The organism is Sphingobium sp. V4 (genome assembly GCF_029590555.1).
Classification (GTDB): Bacteria; Pseudomonadota; Alphaproteobacteria; order Sphingomonadales; family Sphingomonadaceae; genus Sphingobium.
In genome coordinates, this window is the sequence record NZ_CP081002.1 from 927,090 (window position 1) to 942,453 (window position 15,364).

The window sequence follows — 15,364 nt, forward strand, 5'->3', positions numbered from 1 at the left end:
CAGGAGAAATCCCATTCCGCACTCTGCACATATCGATGTGGCAGCGCTCGATGCGCTGTTCGCACCCTTCGATCGCACCGATGCGCCCGGTTTCGCGGTTGGCGTCGCTCTAGGCGGCAAACCAGGGTATCGACGCGGCTTTGGCATGGCGAGCATTGAACTGCCCGTGGCGCTCTCTCCATCCATTCGCATGCGCATAGGATCCACCAGCAAGCATTTCTGCGTTCTGGCGGCCATGCTTCTTTGCGAAGAAGGCAAGCTCGACCTGGATGCGTCCCCTCGAACCTATCTTCCGGAACTCCCGGAATGGGCCGCGCCAATGACTGTTCGCCAGCTGATGGCGCACACCAGCGGGATGCGCGACAGTCTGGATTTGCTCCTGCAATCTGCCGGGCCCGGCATTGCCGTCTCCGGCGACTTTCAGCTCAAGCTGCTCGCCGGGCTCGATAGCGTCAATGCGCCTGCCGGTCATATCTGGAACTATAACAACGGCGGGTACGTGCTGCTCACCGAGATCATCGAGCGTTTGAGCGGCCAAGGTTTCGCCGATTTCCTGCAGGCGCGCATCCTTCAGCCGCTTGGCATGCACGACACCCTCCTGCGCCCGCTCGACACAGCACTCTTGCCCAATAGCGCAACTCTGCACCTTCCGCGCCCTGATGGGGGCTGGAGCCGGGGGGTGTTCGGCGCCCCGATCGGCGGCGAAGGGGGCATCGTTTCGACCGTCGATGACATGCTGCGGTGGCTCAATCATATGAGCGACCCGATCGTGGGCACCCAAGAGACCTGGCAGGAGATGCGCACCCCGTTGACGACGCATGGTTATGGACTTGGCCTCAACATGACCGCGCATCGTGGGCTGGCGACGGTGCATCATGCCGGCGGGGTCATTGGTGGTTCGAGCCAGATGCTCAAGGTCCTTGAGCATGATCTCGACATCATCATCATGACGAACGGCCGCAGCGCACTCGACCTTTATGGTCTGGTCGACGCCATCATCGACCGGTGTATTCCCGACCTTCCTCCGCTCGAAGAAGATGTGGGGGGCCAAGTGCACGACGGCACGTTCTATTCATCGGCGACGGGGCAAGTCTATTCACTGGTCGGTATCGGTGATCAGCAGGCCATTTCGGTTGCAGGCATGACGCTTCCTGCCAAGCGCCTTGCGGATGGGACGATGAGTATCGCAATACTTCCCAGCGACCTGCGCCTGCGGCTCGTCGATGACGGCGGCGCTCCGGGACTTGAGGCCGTGGAATTCGGACATACGGATCGCTTGAGCCTGGTCCATGCTTCCGCAGCAGGCGACCCTTCAGCTTTGCAAGGAATTTTCGTTGCACGGTCGGCGGGATTGTCGGCCAACATCTATGAGGACGACCAATCGTCCTGGCGGGTCGATCTCAGAGGACCGGCGGGGGGAACACATTATCATTTGCACCCGCTTGGCCCCAAACTTTGGAAGATCACTCCGCCTGAGCCCGGATCAACCGGGGGGACGCTGGAGATCGTCGAGGATGGCTTCCTTCTGACCACCGGACGCACGGTTCGGCTGCACTTTGCTCGACAGGACCTTTCATGACGAACAGTCCCGCCGCGTCATACCCGCCACACAGGGCGGCTCGCCTGGCCATCGTGGTTCTCAGCGTCCTTGGCTTTTTCCTTTCCATGGACGTGACACTCACCACCTTGCTCATCGAGCCGATGAAGCATGATATGGCGCTTACAGATGTCGAGATCGGGCTGCTTCAGGGCACCGCATTCGGCTTGGCGTTTGGGTTGGCTTCGCTCCCCCTCGGCCGTGCGATCGATCGGGCCAATCGGGTTACCCTGCTCAAGCTGGGCCTCATCATCTGGATGGTCTCGATGGGGGCGACGGCGCTGGCTGGCTCGGTTACCACACTGATGTTAAGCCGGATTGCCCTGGGGTTTGTGTATGCCCTGCTGATCCCTTCCGCCCTGTCCATCATTTCGGACCTTTATCCCCCTGAGCGGCGCTCGGTGGCAACAAGCCTCTTTGCGGTAGGTCAAGCAAGCGGGCAGGCATTCGGCATATTGGCGGGTGGCCTGATCTTTGATGCGCTCACCCAGTTGCACGCCGGAAGACCCGATTTGATGGGAGGCCTGGTGCCTTGGAGAACCCTTTATCTTGCGGCCGCCGCACTTGCTCTCCCGCTTCTTCTGGGAACAGGCCTTATCTCCGAACCAGCACGGCAGGAGCAGGAGCAGCGCAGCAGAAATTTGAAGACGGCCCTGTTGGAACTGTGGCAGCACCGATCATTCCTGGGGCCTTTGCTGGCCGCGATGCTGTTCAGCACGATGACCTTCCAGGCGGCTGCAGTCTGGGCGACCCCGGTCCTGATCCGGAGCTATCATCAGACTCCCGGCCAGTTCGCAGGCTGGTTGAGCGCGGTGACTTTCGCCGGCGGCATTGTGGGAGCATTGCTAGGCGGACAGCTCGCAGAATTTGGGCGTAGGCGTGCTGGTCGCGCCGGCGTGCTTCTGCCGGCGATCGCTGCGGCCATTCTCACAGCGCCCTTGTCTCTCTTCGGTGTTGCCCCGACCATCGTCACTTTTGGGATCCTTCTGGCCGGCAGCATGCTGGTGGGAGCATTCAATGCCACCGTCGGTGTGATCGCGATCACCTTGAACGTGCCTAATGAAATTCGTGGCCTTGCCCTGGGCGCCAACGTCTTCGTTTCGGCGGTGTTCGGCGCAGCAACCGCGCCCACCGCAATTGCCTTGCTCAGCTCCGCGCTAGGCGGCGAAGCCAAACTAGGTCTCGCAATCGCGGGCATCTGTGTTCCTGGAGCCATCCTGAGCGCGCTGTTCTTTGGGATCGCCATGCGCGGCGCCAAGCTTGGCGGGACTGTAGCGGTGACGGCATGAAGCCCCTGACGTTCACATATTCCGTTGATCCCATGCCGTTCAAAAAGCCGCTGCGGATCGCCGGGCACATATTCGAAGGCATCCCGGCAGTCCGCCTGCAGCTGACCGACGGGGTGGCTGTTGGCAGGGGCGAGGCCAGCGGTGTCTATTACACCGGGGACACGGTAGAGAATATCTGCGCCCAGCTTGAGCAGGCAAGACCTCTGTTAAGTGACGGGATCGACCGCGCTTCATTGCGCGCGCACCTTCCTGCCGGCGGCGCGCGAAATGCCCTGGATGCCGCTTTGTGGGACATCGAGGCTGCAACGTCAGGGATAACGGCATGGAGGCGGGCGGGGTTGAGAGACATCCAGTCCCTTCTCACGACCTTTACGCTGTCGGCCGATGACCCCGCCCATATGCTGGAGCAACTCGATTCCTATGCCGATGCGCGGGCTATCAAGCTCAAGCTCGACGGTAATCTCCAGGCTGATTCCGAAAGGATCAGGCTGGTGCATAACCGCCGTCCGGATGCCTGGTTCATGGTCGATGCAAACCAGGGCTATAGCGTAGACCGCTTATCCGATCTCGCGCCGGTTCTACACGAGGCCAAAGTGAAACTGGTAGAGCAGCCGGTCCCGCGCGGGAAGGAAGCGGGGCTGGAGTTTATCCGCCTTGGGATCCCCCTTGCAGCCGACGAGAGCCTGCTGGATATCCAGGAGGTCGATCAACTGGTGGGACGCTTCCAGGTGGCGAATATCAAGCTGGACAAATGTGGCGGTCTCACCGAGGCGCTCGAGCTTCGGGAACGCGCCCGCGTTCTTGGGCTTCGCACGATGGTCGGAAACATGGCGGGATCGAGCCTCGCGGCTGCCCCGGCTTACATTCTCGGGCAATATTGCGACTTTGTCGATTTGGATGGACCCAGCTTCATCCGATCGGACCTTACCCCGTCGGTTCGCTATCGCGACGGGCGGATCGAGCTTCCCCTTAGCCTTTGGGGCAGTGCAAGCTAGAATACGTCCGATCAGCAGACCGTTTTCTACTTCCTTTCCTTTCACTCAGGACGATGATTAGAGATTGTGGAACAACACCCCGGTATCACGACAGACCGTCTCCTTTTGCGCCCGCACAATGTCGGCGATCTCGATGAGCAGTTTAGCCTGTACCGGGACCCTCTCGTCGGAGAATTCATTCGCGGTCTTCCCGCATCTCGGGAAGATGCGTGGCATCGGCTTCAACGCTACGCAGGCCACTGGAGCCTTTTGGGGTATGGCATGTTTGCCGTCTTCGAACGCGGCAGCGGCTCGATGATCGGCGAGGTTGGGCTGGCCGATTTCCAGAGAGGTTTGGGGGCCGATTTTGACGTAAGCCCTGAGGCGGCTTGGTTGTTTGCTGGGAAGGCCCAGGGTCTCGGATATGGACGTGAGGCAATGCGCGCTCTGTTCAACTGGTTCGACACTGTCCGACCGGAAGGGCGAACTGTATGCATCATCGACGCAGGAAATTCGGCTTCGATAAGGTTGGCGGCATGCTTCAACTTTCAAGGGTATGAGTGCGCTAAGTATCGCGGAGCCATCGTTACGAAGTACCAGCGGTTCAAGCGCTAATTGCATCGCCACCTTGTTGCTCGTTCGCTTGGATTGGGAGAGGTTCGATCTTCGGAATTTATCAAGATGACTGCGGAGCATCTTGATTGAGGCTGGGAATTCTCTATTGTCAGCAGCTACTACCGATAATTTGACGGGCGGCTTGCCAACAGCTTGACGCATTGAATAGCGCCGAGCCCAGCTAATCACAGGTCTTCCGGCTTTTAGAAATTCATCTAACGGTGGGTTTGGTACTGTTGGCTACTTAAATGGCGGGTTTCGAGGTGAGCAGACATTCGCGTTGCCACCTCTAAACGACTGGGTCTGTGAAGGGTTTCGGGCGCTTGCGTACGAAAGCCTCCAGTGCAGGAACCCGCGGGCCCCATGCGCTGGTCTATGGGTAAAGCGGCTTAGGGGTGGTTTGGACGGGTAAGCGATGCCGATCCGGAAGTGTTGGTTCTGGCCGGATCAACGTGACTTTGTGCGGCGTCAGAGTGCCGACGGTGGCGGTTTTGCTGGTCGGTGTGCCCTGCGCTGGGCTCGATTGCGGAATGGGCATACACTGGGTCATCGGCCAGGCCGCCATGGGCGTGACCGTCGTGCAGTCTGAGCCATGCCGCATCATGGCGCATTCCCCCGGATTGGCGATGCCGATGATGGTGGCGCGCGGGGCTGGCACCAGCGGGCGAAGGCCTCGATGATGGTCATGTGCCCGCCGCAACATGGGCATGGTGGGCGATGGTCGGGAGGTTCGTCGGGTTCGGGCTCCTCGACCGGTACAGCAACGCCCAGCAGGCTGCGGGCCAGCGCCATGGTGTCGTTGTGGGTCGAACTGGCGAGCAGGCCGTAATGCCGGATGCGGTGGAAGCCGCGCGGCAGAACGTGGATCAGGAAGCGGCGGACGAACTCGTCGGTCGCCAGCGTCATGACCTGCTGGCGTTCAGCAGCAGGGCGGCGATAGTCCTTGTAGCGGAACGTCACGCCGGTCTCGTCGAAGCCGAGGAGCCGCCGGTTCGAGATGGCAACCCGGTGCGTGTAGCGCGAGAGATAGGCCAGTACCGCCTGCGGCCCGGCGAAGGGCGGCTTGGCATAGACCACCCAGCGCTTCTTCCGGATCGGCGAGAGATGCCGCAGGAAGGCCTTGCGTATCTCGAGGCCAGCCAAGGTGCTGAAGAAGACCAGCTTGCCGGCATCGAACAATGCCAACAGGCGAGTGAGGAACAGACGGCGGAACAAGGCGCCAAGCACACGCACCGGCAGCAGGAATGCGGGGCGCGACGAGATCCAGCGCGTGCCGTCGCGCGCGATGCCACCGCCAGGCACGATCATGTGCACGTGCGGATGGTGGGTCAGTGCCGATCCCCAGGTGTGCAGCACGGCGGTGATGCCGATCCGCGCGCCAAGGTGCCTGGGATCGGCGGCGATGATCAGCATCGTGTCCGCGGCTGCGCGGAACAGCAGGTCATAGACCACCGCCTTGTTCTGGAAGGCGATGTCTGCGACCTCGTTAGGCAGGGTGAACACGACGTGGAAGTAGCCAACCGGCAACAGGTCGGCCTCGCGCGCGGCCAGCCAGGTGCGCGCGGCGGCGCCTTGGCACTTGGGGCAGTGCCGGTTGCGACACGAGTTGTAGGCGACCCGCCAGTGCCCGCAGTCGTCGCAGGCCTCGACGTGACCGCCCAGCGCGGCGGTGCGGCAGTTCTCGATGGCCGTCATGACCTTGAGCTGGCCGAGGCTGAGATGCCCGGCATGGGCCGCGCGATAGGCCGGCCCGCTGCTCCGGAAGATATCGGCGACCTCGAGTGAGGTGCGCACCGGCTCAACCGGGAGGTGCCCTGCCTTCCATCACGGCCACGATCTGGTCGAGCGGGCTGGCCACCGCCCGCATCGTCTTGCTCGAGACCTGGGTATAGATGCCGGTCGTGTTGATGTTCACGTGTCCCAGCAGCACCTGGATGACCCGGATATCGACGCCTTGCTCGAGCAGGTGAGTGGCAAACGAGTGGCGCAATGTATGCGGGCTTACCCGCTTGTGGATCTCGGCGCGCTCGGCCGCTTCCTGCACGACGCGGTGCAACTGGCGAGCCGAGACCGGATCTGTGCCGCTGCGGCCGGGGAACAGCCAGCCATGAGGTAGCATCACTCCGCGCCGCTTGCCTTCGCGCCACCATTGACGGAGCAAGTCCAGCAGGTGCGGTGAGAGCATGGCGTTGCGGTCCTTGCGTCCCTTGCCCTGCTCGACGCGGATCATCATCCGGGTGCTGTCGATGTCATCGACCTTGAGGTGGGCAACCTCCGAAACCCGCAGGCCCGCGCCATAGGCCACGCTGAGGGCCGCCTTGTACTTGATGCCTGGCGCAGCCTCGAGCAGCCGCGCTGTCTCCTCGACGCTCAAAACCACCCGCAGTTTGGGTGTGAAGCGAACGACGACCAGCGCTAGGGCCATCTCCGGCCGCCTGAGGGTTATCCCGAAGAGGAACCGCAGTGCCGATACCGCGCCATTGATCGTAGCTGGACCAACGGCGCGCTCGTGCTGGTCAACCTGAAAACGCCGAAGGTCTTCCACCGTGGCCGTGTCCGGGGGGCGGCCGAGAAACGCGGCGAAGTTCCGGACATGTCGGATATAGTCATTCTGCGTGTGCGCCCCGAAGCCACGCATCGTCATGTCCTGCAGCATCCGCTCACGCAGCGAATGGGTCGGGGCAGCGGTCGTGATAGCATCCATGGTAAGTTCCTCTCCGTTGAAGGAACTCCACCGTCGGCGGGCGACGCCGCCCCACCGAAAGCCTCACCAATACTACGCTACGTCACCCCAAGCGACCCTCCCGCGGAGCGGGTTCGTGCTGTGGTCGCGACCTGCCGAGAAAGCGGACGGACCGCAGCTGGGCATCGAAATTTTCCAGCTAAACGGCAAGAATGGGTCGACATCGGTAGGCGGCAAGTGGGACATTCCCGACGTTCCGGCGAAGCAATTCGAACGTCCAGCTTTGCCAGAACCCGACATCCGAGGGCTGGATCCCCTTGCTGTACTGAACGTGAGGCTCTGGCGTTGGAAGACAGGCAGGTTTCTTGCAAAGAGACCGAGAAAAGTCGACGTTTGACACCGATCTGCTCAGTGTAAATGAGCCGTTCCGTTTGGCGCAGCCTCGCGCTAAAACTCTGCGATCGCAACTAAACGGAAATCCCGGCGGCGCTCGCTACCCAGGCCAAGGCGCATTCTGGATTCCCACAGAACGAAGCGGTCTGGGACGTATTTATGCGTTGATCACGTTTCTGGGATCTAACCGGCTGCCGGGGGCACCTCAAAGTTCAAAAGCCGTCTTAGGCAGATGGACAATTTCCTTCGCGGGTGATCGATTCATCTATTCTGAATAAACCTGCGGAGACTCAAAATGACAAAGACGACAGATCAGACTGACCGCGCGGGCATTCATGCCGTTGCCGGGATTTTCACAAAGTTGAATTGGGCCTTTCGGGAGCAGCCTACAAGTGACTACGGCATCGATGCTCAGGCCGAGAAAATAAGCCGCGATAACACGGCAAGCGGGAAACTGATCGCACTGCAAATCAAATCTGGAGCCTCATATTTTCGCAAGCGAGGCAATGATTTTGTTTTTTACGGTGAAGAACGGCACCGTGAATATTGGGCTAATCACTCGCTTCCAGTCTTTCTCATCCTCCATAATCCTGAAACCGGATTGACGCTGTGGCAGCGCATCGAACGGCACCTGATCGAAGAGGGCACAGGTGGCCGATGGGCTATTGCTATCCCGGCCGACCAGACCCTTGATGCTGAGCATGAGCATTTCATTCACGCCGGCGTTGCCTCGGACCTGGCGAGCCAGAAGCGTTTCAGGCTCGCACTGGATTTGCCCTTAATTCAGGAATTTGCGGAGCATGAAATAGGCTTCATGGCCATTGAGGACTGGGTCAATAAAACGCTGAATTATCGCGGTACGTCTATCGTTTTCGGGGAGGATCCGGATGGCGAGGTCGGGATGGAGGTCCAAGCATGGATGCCGGGATACTCAATTGACTACTACATGGCTGTCTTTTTCCCATGGCTCGAATGGAAACTTTACCAGTACATTAGCGAGGAAGAAGGCGCCTACGAAGTTGCTATGCACGTTCTGCAGGTTTCCTTGTCTGATGTAGGCGCTGCCATGCTGTCGCTTGAAGATTATTACAAGGCCGAACTCCCCCCCTTCAAGCCCGAACGCGAGATCATGCAAATCCGAGATGATCGCGATGAAGATGACTTTTACGGATCCTAAGGTCTAACTCGCGTCCCTTCGACCTTGCCTCATCATGGCCGATAAGCATCTTGGGTCGGTCTGCAAAGACCGCCTCGCAACTTGGACGAACATACTTGGAGCCGACTATAGCTGTTGTGAGGATATCAAATCCGCAGATGCCAGGGCATCTCAAACCCTATGCTACCCGCGACCAAACAACCGAGAATCATCTCATTTCCTCCGCCAAGATTCTGAAAAACGTCCCTTTCTGATCGTCGGCTCAACGTCCGAATTCCCTTAGGTACGCTCTTTATTGGAGGACAAGTTGCGCTAGTGCGCCGAACCTGCCTTGCCGATGCTGATGCATGCTTGCAAGGTGAACGGCATGACCAAGGGCACCAAACCAGCATCTCCATCCAGGCCGCCAGCGGAAGGTGAGCGTGCAGCGCGTCGAGGCTATGTTCATCAGGATCGGGCCTCTGCCAGATTGGCCTATGACGCGCTCGTCGAGAGAAAGCTGCGCTGGATCGGACTGGCCGACCGCGGAGCGGGGGATGTGGATGATCTCATCCTAGGGCTAAGACATGAAATCCAAGCCCATCAATTCAAAAAATCTCTCCAGCCCGCGTTTTTCGGCATAACCGGACTGCTTCTTGGCAAGGGCTCGGAAATTGCGAACCTCGTCGGTTCTTATGGTGCACTTGCGGCCAGACATGCCAGCATGCCGGTCCGCATTAAATATTTCACCAACGATATTCCCTCGCCCAACGATAAATTGGTCAAAGATGACAAGTCATCGACGACCGCGGAGTTTGTGGATGAGTGGAAGAAATCGCCACGCCGGTCACTGCTGGAATGGCGTGCGACCCGCTGGCAGGGCGTGATGGACGATCTGGTCACGGCCAGTGGCCTGGCCGACAAGGATTTCGAGGCCTTCTGGCTCCAGTTTGAGCTCATCTGCGGGGCAGAAGCCTCATCGCGCTTCGAGCCCAGTCATGACAAGACGCGCGAAAATCAGATCGAGGAGCTTTCCCGAGCGATCGGCACGCTCGTGGCCGACAATCCAGACAAGGACCTCTGGTCCCGGGAGGAATTGCTCCAGGAAGCCGGATGGCCTGATCGGTTTTCAATGAGGTTCCAGCATCGATTTCCCGTCGGGGCCTGGGTTCAGCGCAACAGCGTGTCAGGAACGCGCCTCTCCAAGGCCATCTCGAAGACCTCGCAAGGTTATATCAGCTTGATCGGTGCGCCTGGCGCGGGGAAATCGACGCTTTTGGCACGGGAGTTGGGGAAGGTAGAAGGCGCCGAAGTCGTTCGTTATCTCGCCTTCGTTCCCGGCACTGCGCAGGGACAGGGTCGCGGTGAGGCCGAAGCGTTTTATCATGATCTCACCACCCAGCTGCTAGAATCAGGACTTCCAGCATTGCGGCTCAAGGACGACTCGCTCCATGCTAGGCGCGAGCATTTTGAAGCGCTCGTGGCAAAGGCCGGCGAAAGGTTTGCGCGAGAAAAGACCCGCACCATCATCATTGTTGACGGGCTCGATCACATCCCCCGTGAGGAATTTCCGGCGCATTCGCTGCTCAGCGCCCTGCCTTTGCCGCAATCTATCCCCGACGGTGTCCTTTTCATCCTGGGTTCCCAGCGACTTGATTTGCCGGGCATGCCAGGCGCGGTCGAGCAGCAGGCGGCATCCACGGACCGCAGGATCGATATTGCCCCGCTGACAGAAGTCGCGGTAGAAGCCATGGCGCAAGCGGCCGGGCTTGATCCAGACATTGACCGCTCAGAAATTTACAGGGTCGGCGGCGGCCACCCTCTGGTGACGCGCTATCTCATTGAGCGCCTGTTGCTGAGCGAGCCCGCCGACCAGCAGCTCCTTCTTGACGGCGATTTTGGCGAAGGTGGTGATCTCGAGGCCGTCTATCAATCGACCTGGCGCTGGATCGAAAAGGCGCCGGACCCTCTTCTCGTGAAAAGAGTCCTCGCGCTGATCGCTTACGCGCAGGGCCCTATAGAGCCGGAACTGCTGGCCGAGGAGACCAACGATGCCGCCGTCGAAGCGACCCTTCAGGTCACCCGCCATCTTCTCAACACCGGCGGCAAGGGATGGTCGGTGTTCCACAACAGCTTCCGGCTGTTTATCCAGCGCAAGCCCATCGAACGTTTCGGCAAACCGGACCCTGAGTTCTCCCCACCGGTGATTTACCGCCGTCTGGGCGCACTTGTCAGCCAGGCAGCTCCGGACAGCCCTCAGCGCTGGCTGGGCTTCCGCTATGCAGTCCTTGCCGGAAATGCCGGTGTTGCTCTCGACCTTGCGACCAGGGATTATTTCGTCGGACAGTACCTCGACGGGCGCGATGAACGCCGTGTGGTGGACGACATCTGCGACGGCTACAACCTGCTTGCAGACCGACAGGAACCAACCAAGCTCTTCGAGTTGTTGCTGGCGGAAGACGAGATTGAAAGGCGTTCTTCGGTGATGGAGAGCGCATCGACGCTCATCGCGGCTTACATCGCCATGGGCGACATCGACGCCGCGAAGGCAGAGCTCGACAACAATTATGAGGAAGGCCAGCAATGGCTGCTGGTTGATGCGCTTCTCAAAGAGAACCGAATTGACGAAGCTAGGGCGCTCTTCGAGGACAACAGCCCGTTTCGTGACCCCGACACCCGTTATCAGATGGGTTCCACGGATGCCTTTGAAGAAAGGCTCGCCGATTGGGCCAAGCGGGCAATCATTTTCCTCGATGACGAGCAGATTCAGGCCGAGCTTGCCCAGATCAATGAACGCGCTGACGCGGCGTTCAAAGATGAATTCAAGGACCTGGCCGGACAGACGGTTGCCCAGGCGATAATCCTTGCAGACCCTGGTCGGGATCTAGATGCCCTGTGCAAATTCTGGCTAGTGGATGGCCCGGCGCGTGTCGCCACGGCGATCGAAGGGGCCCATGGTGCTGACCTTCTCGGGGATGAAGCCCGGACCCTTGAACTTCTTGAACTTGCGAGCACCGATCCGGAATTTTCCCAGCTTGACGCTTCATGGATGCTTCCAGGCGCTACCCTTTGCGCGCGGCTTGGCAAGAAAGACCTCGCCGAGCGCTTTTTGCAGCATGCCCCGCTTCGAGGCCCAGGAAATCTTGCTGCCTTCAACTCCGAGCAATTGGAAGAGGCGTGCCGGACGCTCTCCGCCGGCATCATCACCCGCACCACGCTCGGCGTGCCATTCCAGCAGCCCACCGAGCCCGCGAGCCGCCTGCTCAAGGGACTTCAAAATCATATCTTGGCAGTCTCCAACGCCATCGGTGACATCCGGGCAGGCAAGCCTTTATCCGCGACCGACTTCCAGCGTGCCGCGATGGCCGCGCTGACTTTCTTGGCTGGTGCGCGTCACGACACCGATGATGACCCAGGCGCGTTCCATCGCTTGCCAAAACTTGCCTTGATCCTCCTTGATCTACTGTTTGATCTGGCCGAACTTGCGGATCTTCCAGGCTCGGCCATCACCGATCTTGTCGCCCGGCTGGTCGAGGAAGACGCAGTCTTCAAATATTGGCCGGCTTTTTTGCGCGCGAGCGCGATGCGTCGCTTCCATCTGGATGCCAACGTGGGTGCAGCTGCGCAAAGTCTCGAGCAGGCGCTTGCGGGCGTCGAGTGCTCGGATCCACGCAGTGAGGTCGAAGAGCTGGCGCATTTTGCGGCTGACTTCGCTGACATTGGTCGCACGGAACGCGCCCGCCACTTGATTGCAGGACTGCGGGAGCGCGCATTCGGGGCTTTTCAGCCGGCAAAGAAGGATGCCCAATACGACTTCTGGGCAATGATGCTCGGCCTCGCCAACCGGGCCGATCCGGCTCGCCATAGCCAGCGTGCGACGACGATCCTGCATTTTGTCGAAGGCCTCCAGGAAACCGAGGGCTACGACATGGCTCGACGGATGGTGCGCCAGTTGCTCTTCGAGGTGGCGACAGCCGACGTGAAGACCGCCGCCATCGGTTTTCACTGGTCGATGACGGAAGGCTCGGTAGGCTGGGATGGCGCAGTGGATGCTACCTTGCGCGGCTTTGTATCGCGGCATCCTGCCCGCGCGCGCGAGGCGCTGGCAGCCTGGTCAGCGCTCTGCCTGCCTTGGTACGGGGAGCCTCACGGCAGCATCGTTGAAACGGGGGCTTTCCTCACTGATCTCATTCTCGCTGTCGATCTCGAAACGGTTGCCGAGTTTGAAGATGTAGCGGCGCAAGCCATAGAGACGATGGCCCATCCCCCCCAGCGCCTCGGCCTCATGCACGCTTTGGAAAAGGCCTGCGCTCAGCGTGGACAAGGAGCCTTGGCGCGGGCCAGACTGGCGCATCTGGCCTCGATCGAACCTTCGGAAGGCTCCGATGGAGCCGATCCGCGCAACAACCTTCACAACGCAGTTCTCACGCTGGGGCAGGCGAGAGAAGCGATCGACAAAGAGCGCAACTACCAGCCGGAAACCCGAAAGGGCATGCCTGAGCACTTCGCAGAGCCAGAGGATTACAGGCCGAGCTGGAACCTGAGAGTTGCGATCAGCCGCGTCATTGCATCTTCGAGCTGGGGTGAAGTCGAGGAATTCGCCAATGCTGAACCGGGTTTCATGGACGAGCCAGAGGTCGCCCTGGCTGCAGCGCGCGTTGCTAAAGCCGCCGGTCATCTCGATGCTGCCGAGCGGTGCCTGGCCGTAACTCAGATCGCACAAGACGACGGTTGGGCCTGGCCGTCGGAGCGGCGGACAATCCAGCGCCATGAAGCGCGCAGGCTTCTCGGCATCGACGGCGCGCAGGAGGAGGCCCGGCAAGATTTTTTCCGTTACCTCGCTGGCCGTAGATATGGTGTTTCGAACATCCTATGTTCCATCGATCGTATTTTCCCGCTCATCTTTTCCAATCTTTCATGGCCTGATATGTGGGCGCATCTCGAGGCACAGCTGCGTCTGTCACGTGATTTCAATCAAGGCGCTCTCCTCACCAGACTGGAGCAAACGCCGGCCCCGGCAGGTTCTGCCGATGACGACGACCTGCTGGCCGAGGTATTTTTCAGCGCCATCACCCTGGGTGCGGCACTCCTGAACGACTCTGCGATGCGGGGCGCAGGCGATCTGCTGGACACGGGTGGCGCAAGCGCCGTTTTGCGGCTCGCGGATCGTCTGCTGGGCGAGGAGAGCACGGCTCTGGCTGCCGCCGATCTGCTGGCCCGGACAGTGGACCACCCGAGCATCCGAACGCATTTTTCAAGCCGGCTGGATGACATCGCGGGCCGCGATGACATTGCGCTGATCTCCGCCGCAGAGCTTCTGGCAGACAGATGGGGGCTGCCCATCTCGATCAAGCCAAAGGTCTTGCCGTCGTTCTATCAACTGGCCTTGCCTCCGATAGACCCCGGCGAAGGCAGGGTGGAGGTCCATCCTCACACGCGCGGCATGTTTCTCGACGAGCCGCTCGGATGGACGCAAAATTGGACCAGCGAATGCGCGGCTGTCGCCGAGGCCGGCGGCGTCACGGTAGAACACGTCCGTCGACGGCTCGGAACGTTCATTCATTCATGGGGAGGAGTTGCCCGCTTCGGCCATGCCGGCTGTGTTGAATTGGAGAAGGGCCTAACGCGTCTCCAGTTGAGACTTGGATATCAATTTCCACATGTAACGGCGGTATTCCGGGCAATGCGCACCGTGGCAGCTGAACTGCACCACGCTGGCCGCTTGAACGCGCGAACCCGAACCAAGTTGCTCTACCGCCTATACGCTGACGCCAGACACCCCTTGCCACTTCATCCATCGCCTCGACCATCGGATGCATTGATGATCCGTCCCAAGGCGAACCTCTGGGAGAAGGAGCGCGAGGCATGGGTCCATTCTGTCGACGAGGAGCTTGTTTCCTCCCCTCCCTTGGCGGTCCTTGCCGAGATCCGCAAGGTCTCGGGAAGAGAGATACGCAGGGATTCATCTGTGGAGACCTATCGGGCCATCAGCCTGGATGGTGTCGATGAAAACCAACTTCTCGCAACTGTACGGACTTTGCCGCACGTCACCTGGCTCGGAAGCCCCTGCATCGCATATTCCCGCGAAAAGGCCCATCCGGCCCGAATTGCCTGCTTTCGCTCCCGGCGAAAAGACCGGCTGCCGGAGGAGCTCCTCATCTTGTGCCCGCACACCGCTCATTCCCTTGGATGGTCGCCCGCGCCTGAATCCATCCATCGATTTGTCGATTCGGCTGGGCTCCTCATGGCATGGACGATCTGGTGGCGTGACGGCCTCCATCAATCTCAGGGGGATGATGAGTTTCGGGCTGAAGGACAGCGCATCTGCCTGAGCGAGGCAGGGCAGGCAAAGTTCGAGCGGCTGTTCGGCCCGATCAAGCTCAGGACGGCAGCTTGGCGCCGCGCCGCCGGTGACACCCCTGATGAACTCAAGACAGCCTTTGCAACGACAACCTGAGACCAGACGTCATCAGAGGTAGTTCACCAGACTGGCCGGTTTGTCAGCGGGTCTCGAACATGTTCCTGAGGTGGATATGGCAGGTTTTAGCAAAATCTGCCGCTTGAAGCCCGATCGGCGAACGACGTATTGTGTGAAGGGTTTCGGGCGCTTGCGTACGAAAGCCTCCAGTGCAGGAACCCGCGGGCCCCATGCGCTGGTCTATGGGTAAAGCGGCTTAG

General features: G+C 60.2%; 8 protein-coding genes. 6 read left to right on the forward strand and 2 right to left on the reverse strand.

Features of this window, described 5'->3' with window-relative positions; genetic code table 11:
- Positions 1–37 precede the first annotated feature (37 nt).
- The 4 genes from K3M67_RS20015 to K3M67_RS21965 all read left to right on the forward strand — a co-directional run bounded on the left by K3M67_RS20015 (position 38) and on the right by K3M67_RS21965 (position 4,475).
- Positions 38–1,579 (forward strand): serine hydrolase domain-containing protein, encoded by a 1,542-nt coding sequence (locus tag K3M67_RS20015; RefSeq protein ID WP_285833153.1) that lies wholly within the window; start codon positions 38–40, stop codon positions 1,577–1,579.
- Positions 1,576–2,886, forward strand: a complete 1,311-nt coding sequence (locus K3M67_RS20020; RefSeq protein WP_285833154.1) for an MFS transporter — start codon at positions 1,576–1,578, stop codon at positions 2,884–2,886. The genes K3M67_RS20015 and K3M67_RS20020 overlap by 4 nt, the downstream gene beginning before the upstream one ends.
- The gene (locus K3M67_RS20025; RefSeq protein ID WP_285833155.1) at positions 2,883–3,881 is read left to right on the forward strand and encodes a dipeptide epimerase; all 999 of its coding nucleotides are present in this window, start codon (positions 2,883–2,885) and stop codon (positions 3,879–3,881) included. The genes K3M67_RS20020 and K3M67_RS20025 overlap by 4 nt, the downstream gene beginning before the upstream one ends.
- 66 nt (positions 3,882–3,947) lie before the next feature.
- Positions 3,948–4,475, forward strand: a complete 528-nt coding sequence (locus K3M67_RS21965) for a GNAT family N-acetyltransferase (RefSeq protein WP_353051184.1) — start codon at positions 3,948–3,950, stop codon at positions 4,473–4,475.
- A gap of 600 nt (positions 4,476–5,075) precedes the next feature.
- On the opposite strand, the gene K3M67_RS20035 is transcribed toward K3M67_RS21965, so the two are convergent.
- Together K3M67_RS20035 and K3M67_RS20040 are read right to left on the reverse strand one after the other, a co-directional pair.
- Complete coding sequence (locus K3M67_RS20035) at positions 5,076–6,269, reverse strand: IS91 family transposase (protein WP_285833157.1); 1,194 nt, start codon at positions 6,267–6,269, stop codon at positions 5,076–5,078.
- Positions 6,270–6,273: 4 nt separating this feature from the next.
- Positions 6,274–7,179, reverse strand: a complete 906-nt coding sequence (locus K3M67_RS20040; RefSeq protein WP_247230379.1) for a tyrosine-type recombinase/integrase — start codon at positions 7,177–7,179, stop codon at positions 6,274–6,276.
- Positions 7,180–7,846: 667 nt separating this feature from the next.
- Between K3M67_RS20040 and K3M67_RS20045 the strand changes: the two genes are divergently transcribed.
- Positions 7,847–8,728 carry a DUF4365 domain-containing protein gene (locus K3M67_RS20045; RefSeq protein WP_285833158.1) on the forward strand — a complete coding sequence of 294 codons (882 nt, stop codon included), beginning with the start codon at positions 7,847–7,849 and terminating at the stop codon, positions 8,726–8,728.
- Between the two features lie 346 nt (positions 8,729–9,074).
- Positions 9,075–15,143 (forward strand): ATP-binding protein, encoded by a 6,069-nt coding sequence (locus tag K3M67_RS20050; protein ID WP_285833159.1) that lies wholly within the window; start codon positions 9,075–9,077, stop codon positions 15,141–15,143.
- Positions 15,144–15,364: the final 221 nt, after the last annotated feature.

Bases quoted from the DNA above. Each gene is read 5' to 3' on its own strand.
- K3M67_RS20045 (WP_285833158.1), top strand. From the start codon at position 7,847: ATGACAAAGACGACAGATCAGACTGACCGCGCGGGCATTCATGCCGTT.
- K3M67_RS20020 (WP_285833154.1), top strand. From the start codon at position 1,576: ATGACGAACAGTCCCGCCGCGTCATACCCGCCACACAGGGCGGCTCGC.
- K3M67_RS20025 (WP_285833155.1), top strand. From the start codon at position 2,883: ATGAAGCCCCTGACGTTCACATATTCCGTTGATCCCATGCCGTTCAAA.
- K3M67_RS20050 (WP_285833159.1), top strand. From the start codon at position 9,075: ATGACCAAGGGCACCAAACCAGCATCTCCATCCAGGCCGCCAGCGGAA.
- K3M67_RS20040 (WP_247230379.1), bottom strand. From the start codon at position 7,179: ATGGATGCTATCACGACCGCTGCCCCGACCCATTCGCTGCGTGAGCGG.